A 19,741-nucleotide genomic window follows, 5' to 3' on the forward strand; every position below is an offset into this window, starting at 1 on the left:
GGAAGAAAAGACAGGCTATCTGCTACAACGAACTTGAAACCACATGCCCGCCTTTCGCGGTTCACCCCTCCTCTCGTCCGCCGTCTGCGCGCTTCCGGGTTCCTTCGTGTCCATTCGAGTCCATTCGTGGTTACCCTTCCTTCCGAACGGTTCCGTCCTCCCAAACCAGGGTCCACCGCGAACGGCCGCGAACTGAGCCGCAAAAACGGGCGGTGGTCGCCGCCGCACCCGCATTCCTCCCTCGCGATCAGCCGCCCCAGATTTTCGCGTTCCTTCGCGCCTTTCGCGGTTCCCCCCTCGTCTCGTCCGCCGTCTGCGCGCTTCCGGGTCCATTCGTGTCCCTTCGAGTCCATTCGTGGTTACCCTTCCTTCCGAACGGTTCCGTCCTCCCAAACCAGGTTCCACCGCGACACGGCCGCGAGCCGAACCGCGAAAACGGGCGGTGGTCGCCGCCGCACCCGCATTCCTCTCTCGCCCCCGCCCACCCCACATTTTCGCGCTCCTTCCCGCCTTTCGCGGTTCCCCCCCTCCTCTCGTCCGCCGTCTGCGGGCTTCCCAATTGGCGTTTCAGGCCCGGGTTTCCGGTCTTGCCGGCGGCGGCGGGAATCCGGTTTGCTGCCGGGATGCACGTTACGTTCAACCTCCTGGAAGAACTGGAGCAGACCCTGAAGGCCGCGGCCGCGACCGCGGGGCTGGCTGACGCCGCCGCGTTCGCCCCCGAGGTGCGCACCGCCGATCCGCGTCACGGCGACTTCCAGGCCAACGGCGTGCTCGCGTACGCGAAGGCGCGGAAAATGAACCCGCGCCAGGTCGCGGAGAAACTCATGGCCGCGCTGCCCGCCACGCTCCGCGAGACCTACGACCTCACCATCGCCGGACCCGGCTTCATCAATTTCACCCTCAAGCCCGCCGTCCTCCTCGCCTGGCTCCAGGCGCACGACTCCGCCGAGCACCTGCGCAAGGGCGCCGCCGCCGCGCACGCCGGCCAGACCTGGGTCGTCGACTACTCCTCACCCAACACCGCGAAGCAGATGCACGTCGGCCACCTGCGGTCCGCCGTCATCGGCGAGGCGATCTGCCGGCTGCTCGCCTTCACCGGCGCGAATGTCGTGCGCGACAACCACCTCGGCGACTGGGGCACCCAGTTCGGCAAGCTGATCTACGGCTACAAGCGCTGGGTGAACCCCGAGGCGCTCGCCCAGGACCCGATCGAGGAGCTCGAGCGGTTGTACAAGGCCGGCAACAACGCCACGCCCGAGGGCTCGCCCGAACTCGAGGAGGCGCGCCAGGAGCTCGTGAAGCTCCAGAACGGCGATCCCGAGAGCTACGCCCTCTGGCAGAAGTTCTCCGAGGTCAGCCTCGGCGCCTTCCAGCAGATCTACGACCGGCTCGGCATCCGGTTCGACCACAACCTCGGCGAGAGCTTCTACAACGACAAGGTCGACCGCGTGTACCGCGAGCTCACCGAGACCGGGCTCGCCGAAAACAGCGAGGGCGCGCTCGTCGTCTTCCACGACGAACACCCGCGCTTCAGCCGCAACGCCGAGCGCCCGAATCCGTTCATGGTGCGCAAGGCCGACGGCGCCAGCGGCTACGCCTCCACCGACCTCGCCACCGCGCTGTATCGGGCCGAGCACTTCAAGGCCGACGGCATCGTCATCGTCACCGACTTCCGCCAGTCCGACCACTTCGAGCAGCTCTTCCTCACGCTGAAAAAGTGGTTCGCCGCGAAACACTACCGCCTGCCCGAGCTCCACCACGTCACCTTCGGCGCCGTCACCGGCGAGGACGGCAAGGCCCTCAAGACCCGCAGCGGCGACGTCATCAAGCTCAAGGCCCTCCTCGACGAGGCCGAGGAGCGCGCGTTCGCGATCGTCTCCGAGAAGAACCCCGAGTTGTCCGAGACCGAGCGCCGCGAAATCGCCCGCGTCGTCGGCGTGGGCGCCGTCCAGTACGCCGATCTCTCGCAGAACCGGAGCAGCAACTACGTCTTCTCCTGGGACAAGATGCTCTCGCTCGAGGGCAACACCGCCCCGTACCTGCTCTACGCCATCGCGCGCATCCACTCGATCTTCCGCAAAGCCGGCGCCACGCCCGCCGCGCCGGAGACCGAGGCGGCCGCCACGGTCTTCGAGACGCCGACCGAGCTCACCCTCGCGCGCAAGATCGCGAAGTTCCCCGACGCCGTGCGCCTCGCCGGCGAGACGCTCCGGCCGCACTACCTGTCGCTGTACCTCTTCGAACTCGCCGGCGACTACAGCTCCTTCAACAACGCCGACAAGGTCCTCGTCGACGACCCGGCCGTCCGCGCCCGCCGCCTCCTCCTCTGCGCCCGCACTCTCCTGATCCTCGAGTCCGGCCTCGGACTCTTGGGTCTCCGCACCCTGACTCGGATGTAAAGGCCCGAAGTGCGGGGGGGCCCCATCTCTTTCTCTTACTCTTCCTCTTACTCTTACTCTTACTCTCGAGGGATTGAGGGATTGAGGGTCGCCCCGAGAAATCGTAGCCGCCCCAGGTCGTTCTCGTTCTCGAAATCGGTATCCGCGGAAATGCGGTCCGTCGGTATCCGTGTCCGTATCCGTGATTTTTCGGCGGCGGCGCCGTCGGCGCCGCCGCCGAGAGAACGAGAAAGAGAACGAGTAAGAGAAAGACCCGAGCCTTGTTCCCCCTGGTGAGCCCCAAAACGCTCTTGCCGGTCCCCCGGCCCCCGACCACCCTGCCGCGCATGGCCACGCAGGAAATCTACATCCGCAATGCGTCCGAAACCGAGGCCCGCGGGCCATTCAGCATTCAGCAGGTCGCGGACCTCGCGGAGGCCGGCCAGGTCACCCAGGAAACGCTGGTCTATGATGCCGAGACGGAGCAATGGCGCACGATCGCCGACCAAGCCGAGCTGCTGGCCCAGGTCTTCCCCGAAAAGAAGAAGCACACGCTGAAGAAGGCGGAGTTCAAATCGCTCAACAAACCCCAGGAGAACGCGAAGGAGATCAGCGTGCAGGACATGCTCGCCGCCGCCGAGGGGCGCACCGCCGACACCAAGGGCAAGGCCGACCCCGAGATCGCCATGGCCCGCGCGGCCCGCATCGGCATGATCGGCGCCATCGTCACGTGCGCGATCGCTGCCGTCGCCGAGATTCTCCCGTCCGCCGACGTGCTGAACGGCTTCACTCCCGGCAAGCTCCTCGACCACCCGCTCCTGGCCCTCGGTGCCATCGACGTCATCCTCGCGGTGTTCCTGGCGCTCGGCATGGCCTCGTTCTATCCCGTCGTCCGCTTCCGCGCCGCGCTCGGCCTCGGGCTGCTCGGCTTCATGTTCTACGCCCAGGGCCTGTCCGGTGCGCTTGGTGCCGTCGTGCTCGGCAGCACCGGACTCTATATCTGCACCGTCGCGGTGAGCATCCTGCCAGCCATGCTCGCGGCGGCCGCCGGTGTCGTCGGCATGGGCCTGCTCGCCTGGCAATTGCTGGGCCATTGATATGCCGAACGCCGCGCCCGCCTCCCCGTCGGGTTCACCCCTGCGGAGTCTGACGGCCCTCCGCCGGCGTCTGGTTCACATCTACAACCGGGAGATCTGGCAATCGGCGTTCCTGCGCGACCGCACTCCGCGCGGCCTGCTGTACGCGTTCCTGCGGGTTGTCTCGATCTCCATCACGGTGTTCCTCGAGACGCGCGTCACCAGCCGCGCCGCCGCCCTCAGCTTCAGTTCGCTGCTCGGACTCGGCCCCTTGATCGCGATCGCCGTCCTCGTCGGCGGCTTCGTGCTCGGCGACAAGGGCGACGAGGTGATCTCGGACAAGATCGGGCGCGTCATCGAGCTCGTCGCCCCGCAGCTCAGCCTCGAGGCCCGACACTCCGAAGCCCGTGCCGCCGGTACCACCGCCGCCGCGCCCACGCCCGACCCCTCCCGCGCCGCCGCCCAACCAGCCACGCCCGCTCCCGCCCCTGCATCCGCCGTGCCGCCGCCCGCGCCAAACGCGCCGACCACCTTGGCGCCGGCTCCGACACCGGCCGACTCCTCCACCCCCGCCCCCGCCCTCAACGCCCACACCCCGACCGCGCCGCCCGGCCACCAGGCGATCGCCAAGCGCGTCAACCCCGACATCGTCCACTTCGTCCGCGGCATCATCACCGCCGCCCGCTCCAGCTCCGGCGGCGCCTTCGGTGCGATCTCGCTGATCATGATCGTGCTGCTGCTGTTCAAGACCATCGAGGACGCCTTCAACGACATCTGGGGCGTGCGCGTCGGCCGCTCGATCATCGTGCGGATCGTGTTCTATTGGACGATCCTCACGCTCGGCGCGGTCATCTTCTTTGCCGCGATCACGCTGCTCGGCGCGGGCACCTTCATCAACGTCTTCGAGCCGATGTTTCGCGACCTGCCCGGCGGGCATGAACTGCTCCGCATGCTAAAGTGGTCGCTCCCGCTCTTCTCGATGACGCTGTTGGTCGCGCTGCTGACGATTGTCTACCGCGTGATTCCCAACACGCGCGTCTTCTGGGCCGCGGCATTCCTCGGCGCGCTCGTGGTCACCGGCCTGCTGCTGCTCAACAACTACGCCGGCATGCTCTACGTCCGGCGCGTCATCCTCACCCGCAGTCTCTATGGCTCCGTGGCGCTGCCCCTGGTCCTCCTCTTCGCCCTGTACTTCTTCTGGCTGTACCTGCTGATCGGCGGCATCGTGAGCTACGCGGTGCAGAACGTGCAGTTCCGCAACAGCCAGGCCGCCTGGAGCACGCTGCCGGAAAACACGCGCGAGCGGCTCACGCTGGTGGTCTTCCTCACGATCTGCCGGCGGTTCCGCGAGTGCCTGCCGCCGATCTCCGCCTCGGACCTCAGCGTCATGCTCAAGGTCCCCACCCAATTGGTGAACGAGTGCCTGGGCCGGCTGGAGAAACTCGAGCTGGTGATGCCGGTCCTGCCGAAGACCGATCAGACCGAGCCCGACACGTGTTACCAGCCCGCGCGTCCGCTGAACCGCATCACGCTGCACGAGTTCAAGACCCGGGACGACAGCTTTGGCGAAAACCTGGTGGGCAGTTCGCTCGATCACATCGACCCCATCATCGCGCACTACGACGCCGCGCTGAACCGTCTCAGCGAGAACGAACTCTTCCAGAAGTCGCTCGACGACCTGTTTGCCGAATACAAGTTCGACGACTCGAGGCCGCCGTTCACCCTTGGCTCGCGGCCCGCCGAAAATCCGCCGTCGGCGTAATTCGCGCGGGCGCGGAGTGGAAATTGCGGCCATCGCGGCGCCGCCTGCATCGGGCGCCGACCGGCGCATCCGGGGTTCACCCCACTTCGCCCTTGCCACCGGCTTGGCCGAACCTACCGTCGCCGTTTTCGACCCGATGATCTCCTGGATCCAGAAATACTTCCAGCACCACTTCAAGACGATCTTCGCGATCCTGCTGGCGGTCACCATCATCTCCTTCATTTTCACCATCGGCGCCTCCCCAGGCATCGGCCGCGGTGACCGTCGCTACGTCGACCGCGAGTTCTTCGGCTACAATCTCGCGATGGCCGGCGACCAGCAGCGCCTCATGGGGGATGCGACCCTGAGCATCAACCTGCAGGTGGGCGCGATGATGGGCCTCGATAACGACCAGGTGCAGCAGTACGCGTTTCAGCGCGCTGCCAGCCTCCACCTCGCCGACACCTGGCACATTCCCGCCAGCACCGAGGCCGAGATCAAGGAGGCCATCAAGAAGTTGCGCATGTTCGCCGGCCAGGACGGCCAGTTCGACCCGAAGGCGTACGCCACTTTCCGCGACAACCTGAAGAACAGCAAAGGCGGCGTGAACGCGGCCGACATCGCCCGCGTGATCGGCGACGACGTCCGCATGGAGAAGGTCAACGCCCTCCTCGCCGGCCCCGGCTACGTGCTCGCCCGCGACGTCCGCGCCCAGCTCGAGCGCGCCGACACCACCTGGACCCTCGCCATTGCGACGGCCGACTACGCGTCCTTCGCGCCCGACTTCAAGCCGACCGACGTCCAGCTGACCAAGTTTTTTGAGGACAACGTATTTCGCTACGAGATTCCGCCCCGCGTCGTCGCGACCTATATCGAGTTCCCGGCCGCCAACTACGTGGCCAACGTGAAGATCACCGACGCCGAGGTGCGCGCGTTCTACGACGCCAATCCCGCCCGCTTCCCGAAGCCCGCCGCCGCCAAGCCCGCCGACCCGAAGGCGCCTGCCAACGCGGATGCCGATTTCGCCGCCGCCCGCCCGCAGGTCCAGGCCACGCTCATTCGCGAACGCGCCCAGAGCCTCGCGCAGAAGGCCGCCAGCGACGTCGCCGTCGCCATCTTCGAATCCAAGATTCCCAACGGTCCCGCCCTCGAAGGCGTGCTGGCCGGCCGCAAGCTGCAGCCGAAGCCGCTCGCGCCGTTCACCCGCGAGGCCGGTCCCGCCGAGCTCGGCAACTCGCCCGAGATCGCCGACGCCGCGTTCCGCCTGAACAAGGACCGCTACATTTCCGACGCCCTCCCGACGCCAAACGGCGCCGCGGTGCTCTTCTGGAAGGACATCGAACCCGCGCGCAAGCCGCCGTTCGTCGAGGTCCGCGCCAAGGTCCTCGCCGACTTCACCGAAAACGAGAAGCGCAAGCGCTTCGTCGAACTCGGCAAGGTCGCCAAGTCCCAGATCGAAGCCCGCCTCAAGGCTGGCGACGCGTTCGACAAGGCGGTCGCCGCCGCCGGCTCCAGCTCGGGCCTCAAGTTCGAGACCAAGAGCATCGCCCCGTTCTCCCTCCGCAGCCGCCCGCAGGACCTCGATTACACCCTGCTGACCGCGCTCGAGCAGCTGAGCAAGGGCCAGGTTTCCGACATGGTCCTCAGCCCCGACAAGGGCGTGCTCGTCTACGCGCAGGACAAGAAGCTGCCGGACCTGAGCGAAGCGAATCCCAAGTTCGCCGAGACCAAGGCCCAGCTCGCCACGTTCTCCGCCCGCATGGGCGCCACGGCCTACGTGGCCGAGATCGTCGAGCGCGAGCTCAAGCGCACCGAGCCGAAGGTGCAGTGAACCATTGATCCGCGGCACACTCCGCTGATCCCAGCGGGCGTGCCGCTCGCGGAGCCAAGTCTTCCCCCCATGGCCCTTTTCGGCCTCACTTCCGGGGTGACCACCGGCTCCAGTCTTCCCGACGCGCCCAGGCGCGTCGGGCTCGCCTTCCACCCCGCTCCGCGCACCGCCGTGTCCGGTGCGTCGATACCGTTGGGTTCGGCCTTCCCGGGGGGGCACTTTCTTCACCTGCGGCATCACCCCGGTCGCGCCCCAGATTCGCCGCAACTTTCCGACGCCCGCTCCGTCTCGCCCCGCCAGACACGGCGCTTTTCGGTCCGCGGCGCGAAACCTTCGGGGCCTCGTTTTGGAAACCAGTAACTTTCACCCGCGCTGCGTGTTCTACCTAGACCGTCGCCCTGTTGCCAAAATCTGAAGTCATGCCCAGCACCTCTGTCCGCGCCCTCCTCGCCCTGACGCTCCTCTCCGCCGCCGCCTTGCGCGCGCAGGAGACCCCCGCCGCCCCCGCTGCCGCGGTCCAGCCCTCCGCCCAGGAGCAAACGCTGATGCAGCAGACCACACCGCCCCCGAGCCCCGGCGGCGCTCCGCTCACGCTCGAGGAGTGCATTGCGCTCGCGATGAAGAAGAACTTCGACCTGCAAATCCAGGGCTACACCGTCGAACAGGCCCGCGAGACGCTCAATGTCGCCCGCGCCGACTTCACGCCGACGATCACCGGCAGCAGCACCCGCACCCTGAACCGCTCCTCCTACGCGGTCCAGCAGCAGGACGGAACCACGCTCGTCCTCCCGCGCGACTCCAACAGCACGCGTTTCACCGCCGGCGTAAGCGAGAAGATCCCGCAGACCAACGGCACCCTCTCCCTCACCAGCAACCTTTCGCGCTCCTCCACCCGCGTCCCCTCCTATTCCAGCGGCGTCACCGCGAACCTGAGCCAGCCGCTCCTCGGCGGCGCCGGCAAGACCGTCGCGACCGCCTCCCTCGAGCGCGCCAAGCTCGGCGTCGGCATCGCCTACGTGAACTACCGCAGCCGCGTGCTGACGGTCATCCGCAACACCGAGAACGCCTACTACGACCTTGTCGCCGCCCGCGAAACCCTCCGCATCCGCCAGCTCTCGCTCGAGCTCGCCCGCCGCCTGCTCGAGGAAAACCAGGCCAAGCGCACCTCCGGCGTCGCCACCGACCTCGATGTCGCCACCGCCGAAGTCGGCGTCGCCAACGCCCGCCGCGCCGAGCTCCAGGCCGACCAGGCCGTGCGCAACGCGGAAGACGCCCTCCTCGCCCTCGTCAACGTCGACAACCTCGACGTTCGCCCCGGCCCGGTCGCGTTCGACGACTATCGCGACGGTGTGCCGTCGTTCTCCAAGTCCTACAAGGCCGCCCGCGACAACTATCCCGACACCCTCTCCGCGACCGACACGATCAAGCAGCTCGAAATCGACGTCGCCACCGCCAAGCGCAACCGCCTGCCGTCGCTCACGCTCAACGCCTCCGTCGGCTACAGCACCGACGACACGTCGTACGGCGACGTCATCAACTCCCTGCCGAACGATCACGGTGACGCCCGCTCGCTGAGCCTGCAGTACTCGATGCCCTGGGGCATGCGCGCCGACCGCGCCCGTTACCGCTCCGCGGTGGCCAGCCTGAACTCGCAAAAGGTCCGCCTCGAGCAGCTCGAGCAGCAGCTCCTCGTCAACGTCCGCAGCGCCGTCCGCGCCGTCGAAACCAATCTCGCCAGCGTCGAGATCGCGGCCCAGGCCACCCAGCTCGCCGCCCGCCAGTACGACCTGCAGAAGGCCCGCTTCGACGCCGGCCTCTCCACCAGCCGCCTGGTCCTCCAGGCGCAGGACGACCTCGAGCAGGCCCGCGTCAACGAACTCAGCGCCAAGGCCACCCTCCGCAGCGCCGTCGCCGAGCTCCACCGCCTCGAAGGCTCGTCCATCCAGCGCTTCGGCGTCCAGCTGCCGCAGTGAACGAATGCAGAATGGAGAATGTAGAATTTAGAATGCTCTGGTCCTGAGTCCGGTTCCGAGCGGCCATTCTGCATTCTCCATTCTCAATTCTTCATTTGCCTTTCCGCGTCTCGCCAAGGCGCCAATTCGCTGCTTTTTTCGGCGCATGTTCTTACCGGATGCGTTCCAGCGCTCCTCCCGCCACCCTTTTGCCATCCGTGGTTCGATCCTGCTGCCGCTGGCTCTCGTGATCCTCCTGCTGGCCGCTTCCGCTGCGCTGATCGTCCCCCGCGCGCAAGCCGCCCAGCGCCGGAGCCGCGCGATCGCGACCATCACGGATTTGCGGCAGTTCGCCGCCGCCTTTCAGCACTACGCCCATGAAAAGGGCGATTGGCCCGAGACCAGCACCGCCCCCGGCGCCGTGCCCGCCGGCATGGAGAAGACCCTCGACGTCTCCCGCTGGCAGAAGACCACGCCCATCGGCGGCCGCTACGTCTTCCTGACCAACACCCGCCTCCGCGGCCAGCGGCTCCGCGCCGCCCTCTCGATCGTCAGCGTCGGCGAGGACCGCGTTTCCGCCGACGCCCGGCAGCTGGAGACTCTGGTCCAACTCGCCCGCGAAGCCGGCTTCCCGCCCAACCGGCTCCGTCTGGGTTTCCGCCAGGAGCCGTTCTACGTGATGGAGCACTAAGCCATGGCCACTCCCTCCTCCTCCGCCACCACCCCGCGCTGGAAAACCAGCGCCGCGCTCTTGCTGATCGTCGCCGCCCTCGCGCTCTTCGCCCGGACCTACCTCGGGGCCACCCGACAGGAGAGCGTTCTCGCCCTCCCTGAGCTCGCCCGCTTTCCCGACCAGGCTGAGCACGACAGGCGCCTGCGCGACGTCATCGGCACCTTCGCCACGGGCAAAGAGGCCGGTGAACGCGTCATCACCGTCCTCCCCAACGGCACTGTGCGCTTCGCCCTCCTCGGCCCCCTCGAGCGGACGCTCCTCGAGACCGACTCCTACCACCTCGCCCTGCACCACAACCGCATCGCCATCGCCACCAGCGAGAGCGGACTCATCGAGGTGCTCGGACTCGACCGTCTGGCCTACTGCGGCGACGAATATCGCCGCACCACCGGGGGCTGACGCCTCATTGCAGCCGGTCGAATCGGCGCCCCCCTCGAATCGACCAGCCCTCGCGCCCCCCAGAGACAACGGCCGGCGAGTATCTGGACATTATCCCGCCAGTATCCGGACATTATTCCGAGTATCTGGACATTATCGCGCAAATTACTGCGATTGGGCGCGATATAATTGCAGCCCTCGTCCCCTCCTGCTCGGGCGCTCGTGCTCGGAGCACCTCGGCAAGCTCCGCGGCTCAGTCCGCAAACAGCTCGGCGGCGTCCCGCAACGCCGATGCCGCCAGCACCCGATGCGTCGGCAGCTGCGTCCGAAACCAGGTCCGCTGCTTCTTCACGAGCGCCCGCGTGTTCTTAACGATCTCCGCGGCCAGTTCCGCTTCCGGCAGCCGGCCGGCCAGCACCGCGAGCACCTCGCGGTAGCCGATCGCCTTGGCCGCACTGGGATTCTCCTCCAGCCCTTCGGCCGCCACCCGCCGCACTTCCTCGACCAACCCGTCACGCAACATCGCCGCCACCCGGGCCTCAATCCGCTGCGCCAGGTCCGCCGGCTCGCGGTCGAGCCGCGTCAGCCGCACGTCAAAATCCGCAAACGCCGAGGGGCGCCGCGCGAACGCCTCCGCCAGCTCCTGCAGTGTCCGTCCCGCCGCCAGGCATCGCTCCAGCGCCCGGGTCACGCGCCGCGGGTTCGCGACATCCAGCGCGCCGAGTCCCTGCGGGTTGAGCGCCCGCAGCCGCTCCAGCACCTGGTCCGGCGCCAATGCCGTCACCTCCGCCCGCAGCTCCGGGCTTACGTCAACGTCGTCCGCCACCGGCGCCAGGAACGCCTTCAAATAGAAACCGCTCCCGCCCGTCACGAGCACCGCCCGCCCGCGGCCGCGGATCTCCTCGATCACCGCGCGCGCCCGCGTCACGTAGGTCGCGATATCCATGCGTTCGCGCACGCCGCACACGTCGATCAGGTGATGCGGCACCCGTGCGAGCTCGGCGCGGGTCGGCTTCGCGGTCCCAATGTCCATGCCGCGGTAAAACAGCAGCGAGTCGCACGAGACGATCTCCGCCCCGTGCGTCTCCGCCCAGCGCAACGCCCACTCGGTCTTGCCGACCGCCGTGGGGCCGGTGAGCAAATGCAGCACCGGCTTCCCTCCGCCGGTGCCCGCCGCCGCAGCGCCGCCCAGACTGGTCTCAGGAGGGACGTTCACGCGGCGAGGCTCGTGCGGACAGCCGGGACTCCGGCGCTCAGGTGGCGGCCAGGAAACGCGTCATCCGCGCCAGCACCCGGTCGCGGCCGAGGATCCGGATCATGCCGGTGATGCTCGGGCCGACGTTCGTGCCGGACAACGCCAGCCGCGCGACCGCCTGGTAATCGCCAAAGCCCAGCGCGTTCTTCGTCGCGAGGTCCTTGATCGCCTGCTCGATCGCGGTGTCGCTCGACAGGTCGAACGTCGGCAGCGCCGCCATGAGCTCGCGGAGCCGCGCCTTCGGGTCGCCCTTGCCCATGACCTTGTCGCGCACCTTCGCGTCGACCGGAAAGTCCTCGGTGAAGAAGTACCCCGTGTACGCCGGCAGCTCCTCCACGCCCTTGATCTTTGGCTGGCTGAGCAGCATCACGTCCCGGAAATACGCCGGCTCCGCCGCGAGCGCCGCCTGTGCGACCGCGTTCCCGGTCTGCCGCTCGAAGTAGCCGCGCGCGAGGGTCAGGAACGCGTCCGCCGGCAGCGCCAGCAGGTACGCCATGTTCATGTGCGCGAGTTTCTTCTCGTCGAAACGCGCGTTGCTCTGGTTCACGCCCGGCAGGTCGAACAGCCGGATGATGTCCGCGATCGGCATCTTCTCGCGGTCGTCGCCCGGGTTCCACCCCAGCAGGCAGAGGAAGTTCACCAGCGCCTCCGGCAGGTAACCGCGACGCTGATACTCCTCGATCAATGCGCCCTGGTCGCGCTTCGACATTTTGCCCGGGCCGTTCTGCTTCAGGATCAGCGGAATGTGCGCGAACTCCGGCGGCTGCACGCCAAAGGCCTGATACAGCAGCACGTGCTTGGAGGTGTTCGAGAGATGATCCTCCCCGCGGATCACGTGCGTGATCTGCATCGCGATGTCGTCGATGACGTTCACCAGGTGAAACACCGGGCTGCCGTCCGACCGCACGATCACGAAGTCCTCGTCCTCGACGCGCTCCACGCGTCCACGGATCAGGTCGTTGATCACCACCGGCGCCGCCTTCACCTTGGTCACCGTCTTCTTGCGGTGCGCGTCAAAGACCTCGTAGCGCTCGCCGTCGACTTTGAGCCACGTCGCGCCGTCCTTCTCGTACGCGCGGCCCGACGCCAGCAGGCGGTCGATGTACTCCTTGTACACGGCATTGCGCTCACTCTGCTTGTACGGGCCGTAGGCCCCGCCCACCTTCGGACCTTCATCCCAGTCCATGCCCAGCCAGCGCAGGCTGTCGTAAATCACATTCAGGAATGCCTCACTGTTGCGCTCCTTGTCCGTGTCCTCGATGCGCAGGACGAAGGCGCCGCCGGTGTGGCGGGCGTAAAGCCAGTTGAACAGGGCCGTCCGGGCACTGCCGATGTGGAAGAACCCGGTCGGACTCGGAGCAAAGCGAACACGAACTTGAGACATGCCGATGGAATTCGCAGATTCCCAAACCAAAGGAAAGGTTTTCGTTCCGTGCCCACACCCACCGCCCTTCTCGACCCCGCCACCTATCTCGCCCGTTTCGAAGCCGCCGCTCCCCGCGCGGGCTTTCGCCTCGAACGTTTTGGCGAGATCGCCGATTACCCGCTCCTGGCCGCTTCCCGCCGCACGCCCGGCCCGCGGCCGCGCATCTACCTCTCGGCCGGAATCCACGGCGACGAACCCGCCCCGCCGTTCGCGCTGCTCGCCGCCCTCGAGCAGGGCGTCTTCGACGCGCGCGCGGTGTGGATCATGTGCCCGCTCCTGAACCCGCTCGGCTTCACGCGCCGCACCCGCGAGAACGCCGAGGGCGTCGACCTCAACCGCGATTACCGCGCGTTTCGGACCGCCGAGATCCAGGCCCACGCCCGCTGGCTTCGCGCCCAGCCCAACTTCGACCTCGCGATCTGCGTCCACGAGGACTGGGAGTCCAATGGCTTCTACCTTTACGAGCTCAACGCCACCGGCACCCCGGGGTTTGCCCGGGAGATTGTCGATGCCGTCGCCGCCTGCTGTCCGATCGATCCCGCCACCGTCATCGATGGACGGCCCATCTCGGCGCCGGGCATCATCCGGCCCGACGGCGACCCGTTCGAGCGCGATCTCTGGCCCGAGGCGTTCTACCTGCGTGCGCACCACACGCAGCTGAGCTACACCTTCGAGACCCCGTCGTCCTTCCCGCTCGACCAGCGCGTCAACGCGCTCGTCACCGCCATCCGCACCGCCATCGATCAGCTGCTCGGCGCGCCGGCCGATACCCGTCCCGCCGCCGACTGACTCCTCAGCCCCGCTCCCGCACGGCGGCATCGCGGGAGCTCCGCCGCCGCTCTTGCCCGCGCTCAGGCCGGCAGCGCGAGTCCGCGCTCGGCGCAGAATGTCTGCATGTCCGCCGCGAGCGGCGCCGTGAACACGTGGTCCAGCCCGGCTCCCCGCAGGTCGATCTCCGCGCAATGCAGCGCCTGCCGCGACAGGAGCAACTGGGCCGCGAGTCGCGGCGTCCAGCCATGATCGATGAACTCGAGGTAACAGGTCGCGTCCCCGCCGTAGATCTTGTCGCCGACCATCGGATGGCCGAGCCACTCCGCATGCGCCCGGATCTGGTGCTTGCGCCCGGTCTCCGTCACCACGCGCACCAGGCTGAACGGCTCGGCCGCCTCCGCGGGCGAAACCGACAAGGGCGTGAAATGGCTCACCGCCTTCTGGCCGTCCGTCGTCACCGCCGATTTCAGAAACACCATGCTGTGCACGTCGTCGCCCAGCGGCTGATCGACCGTCACCGGCGCGGTCAACCGCCCCCGCAGGATCGCTACGTACGCTTTGCCCACCGTGCGCTTTTGCATGGCCACTTGCAGGCGGCTGGCCATGGCCGCGTCCTTCGTCAGCACCACGATCCCGCTCGTCTCCCGATCCAGCCGGAAAACCAGGTGCACCGTCGGCAACCCGCTGTATTCGCGCAACGCGCCAACCAGGCTCGACCATGGGCCCGCCTTCGACGGGTGGCAGACGACGTCACCCGGTTTGTTCACCACGAGCAGGCGTTCGTCCTCGTACACGACCCAGCCGGGCACCTCGGACGGATCGATCATGCGCACCGGCCCCGTGGTGCGGGGTCGCCGCGGCCAGGCGCAAGCCCGCCGCGAAAAGACGTCGTCGGGCTCGCCCACCGGCCCGGTCGTCGGCACGTCGCTCACAAGGCCACCCGATCCCGCCGGTAGCGGCCTAGGACCATCGCCGCGAGGCGCGCCGCCAGCGGTTTCGGAAGTTTCGACGCGGCAAACGTGTACGCCCGGTTCTTCCATCCGGTCACCAGCTGGCTGCGGCCCCGGCCCAGCGCATCCATCGTCAGCGCGACGACCTCGTCCGCCGTCATGCTCAACGCCGGCGAGACCGCCCCGTCGCGCAGCCCGGCCGCGCGAAAGAAGGCCGTCTCGGTCGGTCCCGGACACACGGCCAGCGCCCTCACCCCGGTGCCGCGCAATTCCTCGTTCAACGCCAGGCTCCAGTGCAGCACGAACGCCTTCGACGCCCCGTAGGTCGCCGCGTACGCCGTCGGCTGAAACGCCGCGGTCGACGCGATCGTCACGATCGCCCCGCCACGCTGCTTCAGCACCGGCAGCAGCCTTCCGGTCAGTTCCACGACCGCCCGGACGTTCACATCAATCATTTCGAGCTGCCGCGTAAGATTTGGCTCAGGAAACCGGCCATATGCGCCGAAACCACTATTGTTGATGAGCAGGACCCGCCCCCTCGGAGTACCTTCCAGCCAGGCGATGACTTGGCTTGCGGCATGCTCAACCTCCCCCATGCGGGACAGGTCACAGGCGATGTGCTTCAGCTCGGATGACGCAGAAAAGTTCTCCGGCGAACGGCGCGACAGGTTGCAAATCCGCAGCCCCGGGTGCACCTTCCGCGCGTGCCCGATGAATGCCTGCCCAAGGCCGGAAGACCCGCCGGTGATGACAGCAGAGGAAAAGGATTGGAGGACTTCGCTTAGCGAGGTGGGCACGTTGAAACAAAGGGATGCTTTTCCCACGGTCCGGCGCCGCGCCGGGCTTTGGAAACCCAAAACAAACGCAGAAACATGAACAGCCAAAACAACCACGAAGTGATCGTTTCCGGCATTCATCTTGAGCTGACCCCGTCACTCAAGACATTCGTCCGCGAGAAAGCCGAACGTCTCTTCCGCCATGAGGAGCGCATCGTGCGCGTCCGCGTGGAACTGGAATGCGACCGCAGCGCTGCGATCGGCATGCAGTTCAAGGCTAAGGGCCACATCGAGATCCACGGGCCCGATATGAATGCGGTCGTTCAGACCGATGACTGCCACAAGGCTATTTCCATGCTGGTCGACAAACTCGACCGGATGCTCCAGCGACGTCACCAACTCCATCGCGTCAAACGCAACCACCCTCACGCCGTCGAGCTGAACTCGACGCTGCCCAAGGTCGTCACCTAGACGCGTCCGCTGCGTGATCTTCCCCCGGCCCGCTGGTCGCCAGCGGGCCTTTTTGTTGAACGCCTTGGCCACCCGGCCACAGCCACACGCCCTGCCCGCCCCCCGGCCTGAGTCGCTTCACCGCCAGCGTTCGCCCCCGCTGATCTCGCGCACCGCCATCTGGCCGTCGATCAGGTCCAAGGCGGACGCCACCAGCGGCAGGCGCACGTCGAGTTCGCTCATGATTTCCTTCCGCACCTCGCGGATCTGCGGCACGGACATCGTCTTAAGCGCCGCGCTGATCACGGCGATGATCATCTCGGCCTGCTCCTCCGCCGAGAAGCCATTCAGCGAGTTCAGTATCCTGGTGGCAAAATCGTCGTCCGCTTCCATGGGTGCCGTGTTCGTCCGCCACCATGCCCTGCCGTTCCGCCTCCGCCCATGGGGTGCTGACCGCTCGGAGAGTCCCCTGCGCCGGCACGGTGAAACTCCCCGTCGCACCCGCGGCCTGGGCCTGAGGCAGGAGCCGCTGCCTGACGGTCTGCAGCCTTTCCCGTTGCCGCGCCGCACCGCGCCGATGACGCTGCCGCCACCATGCCCTACGTCCCCGCCCCTTCCCGCTACTCGAACCCGGCGTTGTACCGGCGCTGCGGTCGCAGCGGCCTCCAGCTTCCCGCGCTTTCCCTCGGCCTCTGGCACAACTTCGGCGCGGTCGACGACTTCGCGAACAGTCGCGCGCTGATCCTGCGGGCGTTCGACCTGGGCATCACCCACTTCGATCTCGCCAATAACTACGGCCCGCCCCCCGGCTCGGCCGAGGAGACATTCGGCCGCGTCCTGCATGCCGATCTCGCCGCCTACCGCGACGAGCTCATCATTTCCACCAAGGCCGGTTATACGATGTGGGAGGGCCCCTACGGTGACTGGGGCTCCCGTAAGTACCTGCTCGCCTCCCTTGATCAGAGCCTGCGCCGGATGCGCCTCGATTACGTCGACATTTTCTACTCGCACCGACCCGATCCGCACACGCCCCTCGAGGAAACGATGGCAGCCCTCGACCACGCCGTCCGCCAGGGCAAGGCGCTGTACGTCGGCCTCTCCAACTACAATGCCGAGCAGACCGCCCGCGCCGCGCGCATCCTGCGCGAACTCGGCACGCCCTGCCTCATTCACCAGCCGAAGTACCACATGTTCGACCGCTGGATCGAGGGTGGGCTCACGCGCGTCCTCGCCGAGGAGGGCATTGGCTCCATCGCCTTCTGCCCGCTCGCCCAAGGGCTTCTCACCAATCGCTATCTCAACGGCATCCCCGCCGACGCCCGCGCCGCCCGCGATCCGCGCTTCCTGAAGCCGGAACACATCACCGAGGAGAAGCTCGGCAAGATCCGGCAGCTCGACACCCTCGCCAAGCGCCGGGGTCAGTCCGTCGCCCAGCTGGCGCTTTCCTGGGTGCTCCGCGACCCGGTCGTCACCTCCGCGCTCATCGGCGCCAGCAAGGTCAGCCAGATCGAGGAGAACGTCGCCGCGCTTCAGGCCCCCGCCCTCAACGTCGAGGAGATCGCCACCATCGAGCGCATCCTCAGCGGCCAGGTCTTCGCCTGACCGCGCCTGTCCCGCCGCCCGCGCCGATCTGCGCGGCGGCGCCGCTCGCTACAGCGCCGCCGCCGCCCAACCCGGCACGTCGAAGCGCCGGCCGTGCAGGTGGTCGCGCATCGCTGCCTGCAGCCAGGGACGCGTGCAGGAGCTGTCGAGCACCTCGATCTGCGTGCGGCCGTCCTCCTGGTGCAGTTGGTACTTCTCGATCGTCACCCCGATCGCGCTCACCTCGCCCTGCAGCTGCACGACGACGTCGATCCGCTTGCGCCCCGAGTCGATCGTCAGCTCCTCCACGGCGCCATAACGGCCGATCAGGTTGTTGGCGTAGCTCTTCGCCGCCTTGCTGGAGATGAGGTCTTTGGCCGCGGTAAACATCGCCGGCACCGTAGCACAGCAGCCGGTCATTGCGACTCAGGTCTTGCCCCACCGGGAAGCCACCCAGTCCGCCCGGCATCATTCTCCCGCGGCGCCACCAGCCGGGTTCGCGGAGGGCCGGCGAGAACCACGCCCGCCCTTGCCTGTCCGCATCCCGGCGCCCGCCCCGTCACCGCGGCCGCCGGATCGTCCATGAAGCTCTCCGCCCATCATCTGAAACGTTACCGGGAAATCGCCGCGCTCCTCTGGAAGTACGGCCGCTCCGATCTCGTCGCCCGCCTCAAGGTCGACGACGAGCTCACCCCGGACCAACCTGCCGCCAACCAGAACGTCAGCCCGGAGCAGCTCGCCGACGACCTCGAGGCCATGGGCCCGACCTACGTGAAGCTCGGCCAGGTCCTCGCCGGCCGCCCCGACCTCATTCCCGAGCCCTACCGCAAGGCCCTCGCCCGGCTGCAGGATAACGTGAAGCCGTTTCCCTATGAGGACGTCGAGCGGATCGTGGTCGCCGAGCTGGGCGTGCGCATCTCGAAAGCCTTCGCCCGCTTCGATCCCGAACCCATCGCCGCCGCCTCCCTCGGCCAGGTGCATTTTGCCCACCTCCGCGACGGCCGCCCGGTCGTCGTGAAGATCCAGCGGCCCGACATTCGCCCGGCCATCGCTCACGATTTCGAGGTGATGGAGCAGATTGCCGCCATGCTCGACGCCCACACCGAGGCCGGCCGGCGCTACCGCTTCAGTTCCGTCGTCGAGGAGTTCCGCCTCACCATCCAGAACGAGCTCAACTACGAGCGCGAGGCCCAGAACCTGATCGCCGTCCGCCACAACCTCGAGGAGTTCGAGAACATCCGCGTGCCGGAACCCATCCTCGACTACACCACGCGCAACATCCTCACGATGGAGTACGTGACCGGCCGGAAGATCACGTCGCTCACGCCGCTCGCCCGCCTCGACGTCAAGGGGGAGCCGCTGTGCGAGGATCTGTTCCGCGCCTACCTCAAGCAGGTCCTCATCGACGGGCTGTTTCACGCCGATCCCCACCCGGGCAACGTCTTTCTCACCGACGACGGCCGTCTCGCCCTCCTCGACCTCGGCATGGTCGGCCACACCACGCCGCAGATGCAGGAGCATCTGCTCAAGCTCCTGTTCGCCCTCAGCGACGGCAACAGCGACACCGCCGCCGAGATCGTCACCCAGATCAGCGAACGTGCCGACGACTTCGACGCCCAGGCCTTCCGCCACCAAATCACCAAACTCGTCGCCCAGCGCCGCGACCAGGCGCTGCAGCAGATGCAGATCGGCCGTTCCCTCCTCGAGGTCAGCAAGAACGCCGCCGAAAACGGGCTTCACGTCCCGAGCGAGCTCACCCTCCTCGGCAAGACCCTCATCCAGCTCGATGAGATCGGCCGCATCCTCGCGCCCGACTTCGATCCCAACGGTTCCGTCCGCCGCAATCTCGACGAGCTCATGGTCCGCCGGCTCAAGAAGGACGCCAGCAAGGGCAACCTCATGGGCTCGATGCTCGAGATGAAGGGCTTCGTCGGTGCCCTGCCGGGCCGCCTCAACCGCATCTTCGACGTCATCACCAACGCCGAGCTCGAGGTGAAGGTCCGCTCCCTCGACACCAAGGTCGTGATGGAGGGCATGCAGAAGATCGCCAACCGGATCACCACCGGCCTCGTCCTCGCCGCCCTCATCATCGGTGCCGCACAGCTCATGCGCGTCGAGACGCCCTTCCGCCTCTTCGGCTACCCCGGCATCGCCATTCTCTGCTTCCTCGGCGCCGCCGCCGGCGGGTTCTGGCTCGTGATCAGCATTTTTGTCCAAGACTACAAAACCCGGAAACGCCTGACGCCGCGTTGAGGCGTCCGCCCCGCAAATACCGCCCGGTCGTTCGCACGGCCGCTCCGGCGCGCCCGCGATGCTGCAGCCTTTTCGGATACGAACTCGCGTGGCACGCCTCGCGCAAATCCGGGTCAGTCAGCGGCGCGGGAAAGCCAGCACGGGAATCGCTCCGGTGAGCGAGGGAGATCCGTCGCGGCGCCCGCGGAAC

The 19,741-nt window shown here is 67.4% G+C and carries 17 protein-coding genes; 11 read left to right on the forward strand and 6 right to left on the reverse strand.

Going from position 1 to position 19,741, the window contains the following annotated elements:
• Nucleotides 1-623: 623 nt before the first annotated feature.
• The 7 genes from argS (at nt 624) to DB354_RS01530 (ending at nt 10,110) form a co-directional block, all read left to right on the forward strand.
• Nucleotides 624-2,399: an arginine--tRNA ligase gene (gene argS, locus DB354_RS01500; protein ID WP_107833667.1), complete on the forward strand. Its 1,776-nt coding sequence runs from the start codon at nt 624-626 to the stop codon at nt 2,397-2,399.
• A gap of 326 nt (nt 2,400-2,725) precedes the next feature.
• Nucleotides 2,726-3,475 carry a DUF4339 domain-containing protein gene (locus DB354_RS01505; protein WP_107833668.1) on the forward strand — a complete coding sequence of 250 codons (750 nt, stop codon included), beginning with the start codon at nt 2,726-2,728 and terminating at the stop codon, nt 3,473-3,475.
• 1 nt (nt 3,476) lies between these two features.
• On the forward strand, nt 3,477-5,216 hold the full coding sequence (locus DB354_RS01510; RefSeq protein WP_107833669.1) for a YihY/virulence factor BrkB family protein: 1,740 nt from the start codon (nt 3,477-3,479) through the stop codon (nt 5,214-5,216).
• Between the two features lie 136 nt (nt 5,217-5,352).
• On the forward strand, nt 5,353-7,026 hold the full coding sequence (locus DB354_RS01515; RefSeq protein ID WP_158277313.1) for a peptidyl-prolyl cis-trans isomerase: 1,674 nt from the start codon (nt 5,353-5,355) through the stop codon (nt 7,024-7,026).
• 419 nt (nt 7,027-7,445) lie between these two features.
• The gene (locus DB354_RS01520; protein WP_107833671.1) at nt 7,446-8,999 is read left to right on the forward strand and encodes a TolC family protein; all 1,554 of its coding nucleotides are present in this window, start codon (nt 7,446-7,448) and stop codon (nt 8,997-8,999) included.
• A 145-nt stretch (nt 9,000-9,144) separates the two neighbouring features.
• Nucleotides 9,145-9,669 (forward strand): hypothetical protein, encoded by a 525-nt coding sequence (locus DB354_RS01525; protein WP_107833672.1) that lies wholly within the window; start codon nt 9,145-9,147, stop codon nt 9,667-9,669.
• 3 nt (nt 9,670-9,672) lie between these two features.
• Entirely contained in the window at nt 9,673-10,110 is a 438-nt protein-coding gene (locus tag DB354_RS01530) for a hypothetical protein (protein WP_107833673.1), read from the forward strand.
• A 232-nt stretch (nt 10,111-10,342) separates the two neighbouring features.
• Here DB354_RS01530 and miaA read toward each other — a convergent pair whose 3' ends face one another.
• Both miaA and DB354_RS01540 read right to left on the reverse strand, forming a co-directional pair.
• Complete coding sequence (gene miaA, locus DB354_RS01535; protein WP_233256519.1) at nt 10,343-11,305, reverse strand: tRNA (adenosine(37)-N6)-dimethylallyltransferase MiaA; 963 nt, start codon at nt 11,303-11,305, stop codon at nt 10,343-10,345.
• A gap of 37 nt (nt 11,306-11,342) precedes the next feature.
• Nucleotides 11,343-12,728, reverse strand: coding sequence for a glutamate--tRNA ligase family protein (locus DB354_RS01540; protein WP_107833674.1), 1,386 nt, complete (start codon nt 12,726-12,728; stop codon nt 11,343-11,345).
• 48 nt (nt 12,729-12,776) lie between these two features.
• Here DB354_RS01540 and DB354_RS01545 point away from each other — a divergent pair, with 48 nt between their 5' ends.
• A complete protein-coding gene (locus tag DB354_RS01545) occupies nt 12,777-13,559 on the forward strand; it encodes a M14 family metallocarboxypeptidase (RefSeq protein WP_107833675.1) in 783 nt (260 codons plus the stop codon).
• Nucleotides 13,560-13,621: 62 nt separating this feature from the next.
• On the opposite strand, the gene DB354_RS01550 is transcribed toward DB354_RS01545, so the two are convergent.
• Together DB354_RS01550 and DB354_RS01555 are read right to left on the reverse strand one after the other, a co-directional pair.
• Nucleotides 13,622-14,368 (reverse strand): RluA family pseudouridine synthase, encoded by a 747-nt coding sequence (locus DB354_RS01550; RefSeq protein WP_233256520.1) that lies wholly within the window; start codon nt 14,366-14,368, stop codon nt 13,622-13,624.
• A 101-nt stretch (nt 14,369-14,469) separates the two neighbouring features.
• Nucleotides 14,470-15,408, reverse strand: coding sequence for an SDR family NAD(P)-dependent oxidoreductase (locus tag DB354_RS01555; protein ID WP_107833737.1), 939 nt, complete (start codon nt 15,406-15,408; stop codon nt 14,470-14,472).
• On the opposite strand from DB354_RS01555, the gene raiA reads away from it, so the two are divergent.
• Nucleotides 15,364-15,738 (forward strand): ribosome-associated translation inhibitor RaiA, encoded by a 375-nt coding sequence (raiA, locus tag DB354_RS01560; protein ID WP_107833738.1) that lies wholly within the window; start codon nt 15,364-15,366, stop codon nt 15,736-15,738. The two genes, DB354_RS01555 and raiA, sit on opposite strands and share 45 nt — an antisense overlap.
• 117 nt (nt 15,739-15,855) lie before the next feature.
• Here raiA and DB354_RS01565 read toward each other — a convergent pair whose 3' ends face one another.
• Nucleotides 15,856-16,110 (reverse strand): hypothetical protein, encoded by a 255-nt coding sequence (locus tag DB354_RS01565; protein WP_107833677.1) that lies wholly within the window; start codon nt 16,108-16,110, stop codon nt 15,856-15,858.
• Nucleotides 16,111-16,311: 201 nt separating this feature from the next.
• Between DB354_RS01565 and mgrA the strand changes: the two genes are divergently transcribed.
• The gene (mgrA, locus tag DB354_RS01570; RefSeq protein ID WP_107833678.1) at nt 16,312-17,319 is read left to right on the forward strand and encodes an L-glyceraldehyde 3-phosphate reductase; all 1,008 of its coding nucleotides are present in this window, start codon (nt 16,312-16,314) and stop codon (nt 17,317-17,319) included.
• Between the two features lie 48 nt (nt 17,320-17,367).
• On the opposite strand, the gene DB354_RS01575 is transcribed toward mgrA, so the two are convergent.
• Nucleotides 17,368-17,688, reverse strand: a complete 321-nt coding sequence (locus tag DB354_RS01575; protein WP_146180063.1) for a hypothetical protein — start codon at nt 17,686-17,688, stop codon at nt 17,368-17,370.
• A gap of 192 nt (nt 17,689-17,880) precedes the next feature.
• Here DB354_RS01575 and DB354_RS01580 point away from each other — a divergent pair, with 192 nt between their 5' ends.
• On the forward strand, nt 17,881-19,551 hold the full coding sequence (locus tag DB354_RS01580; protein WP_107833680.1) for an AarF/UbiB family protein: 1,671 nt from the start codon (nt 17,881-17,883) through the stop codon (nt 19,549-19,551).
• Nucleotides 19,552-19,741 lie beyond the last annotated feature (190 nt).

The sequence above is a fragment of the Opitutus sp. ER46 genome, assembly GCF_003054705.1.
Classification (GTDB): Bacteria; Verrucomicrobiota; Verrucomicrobiia; order Opitutales; family Opitutaceae; genus ER46.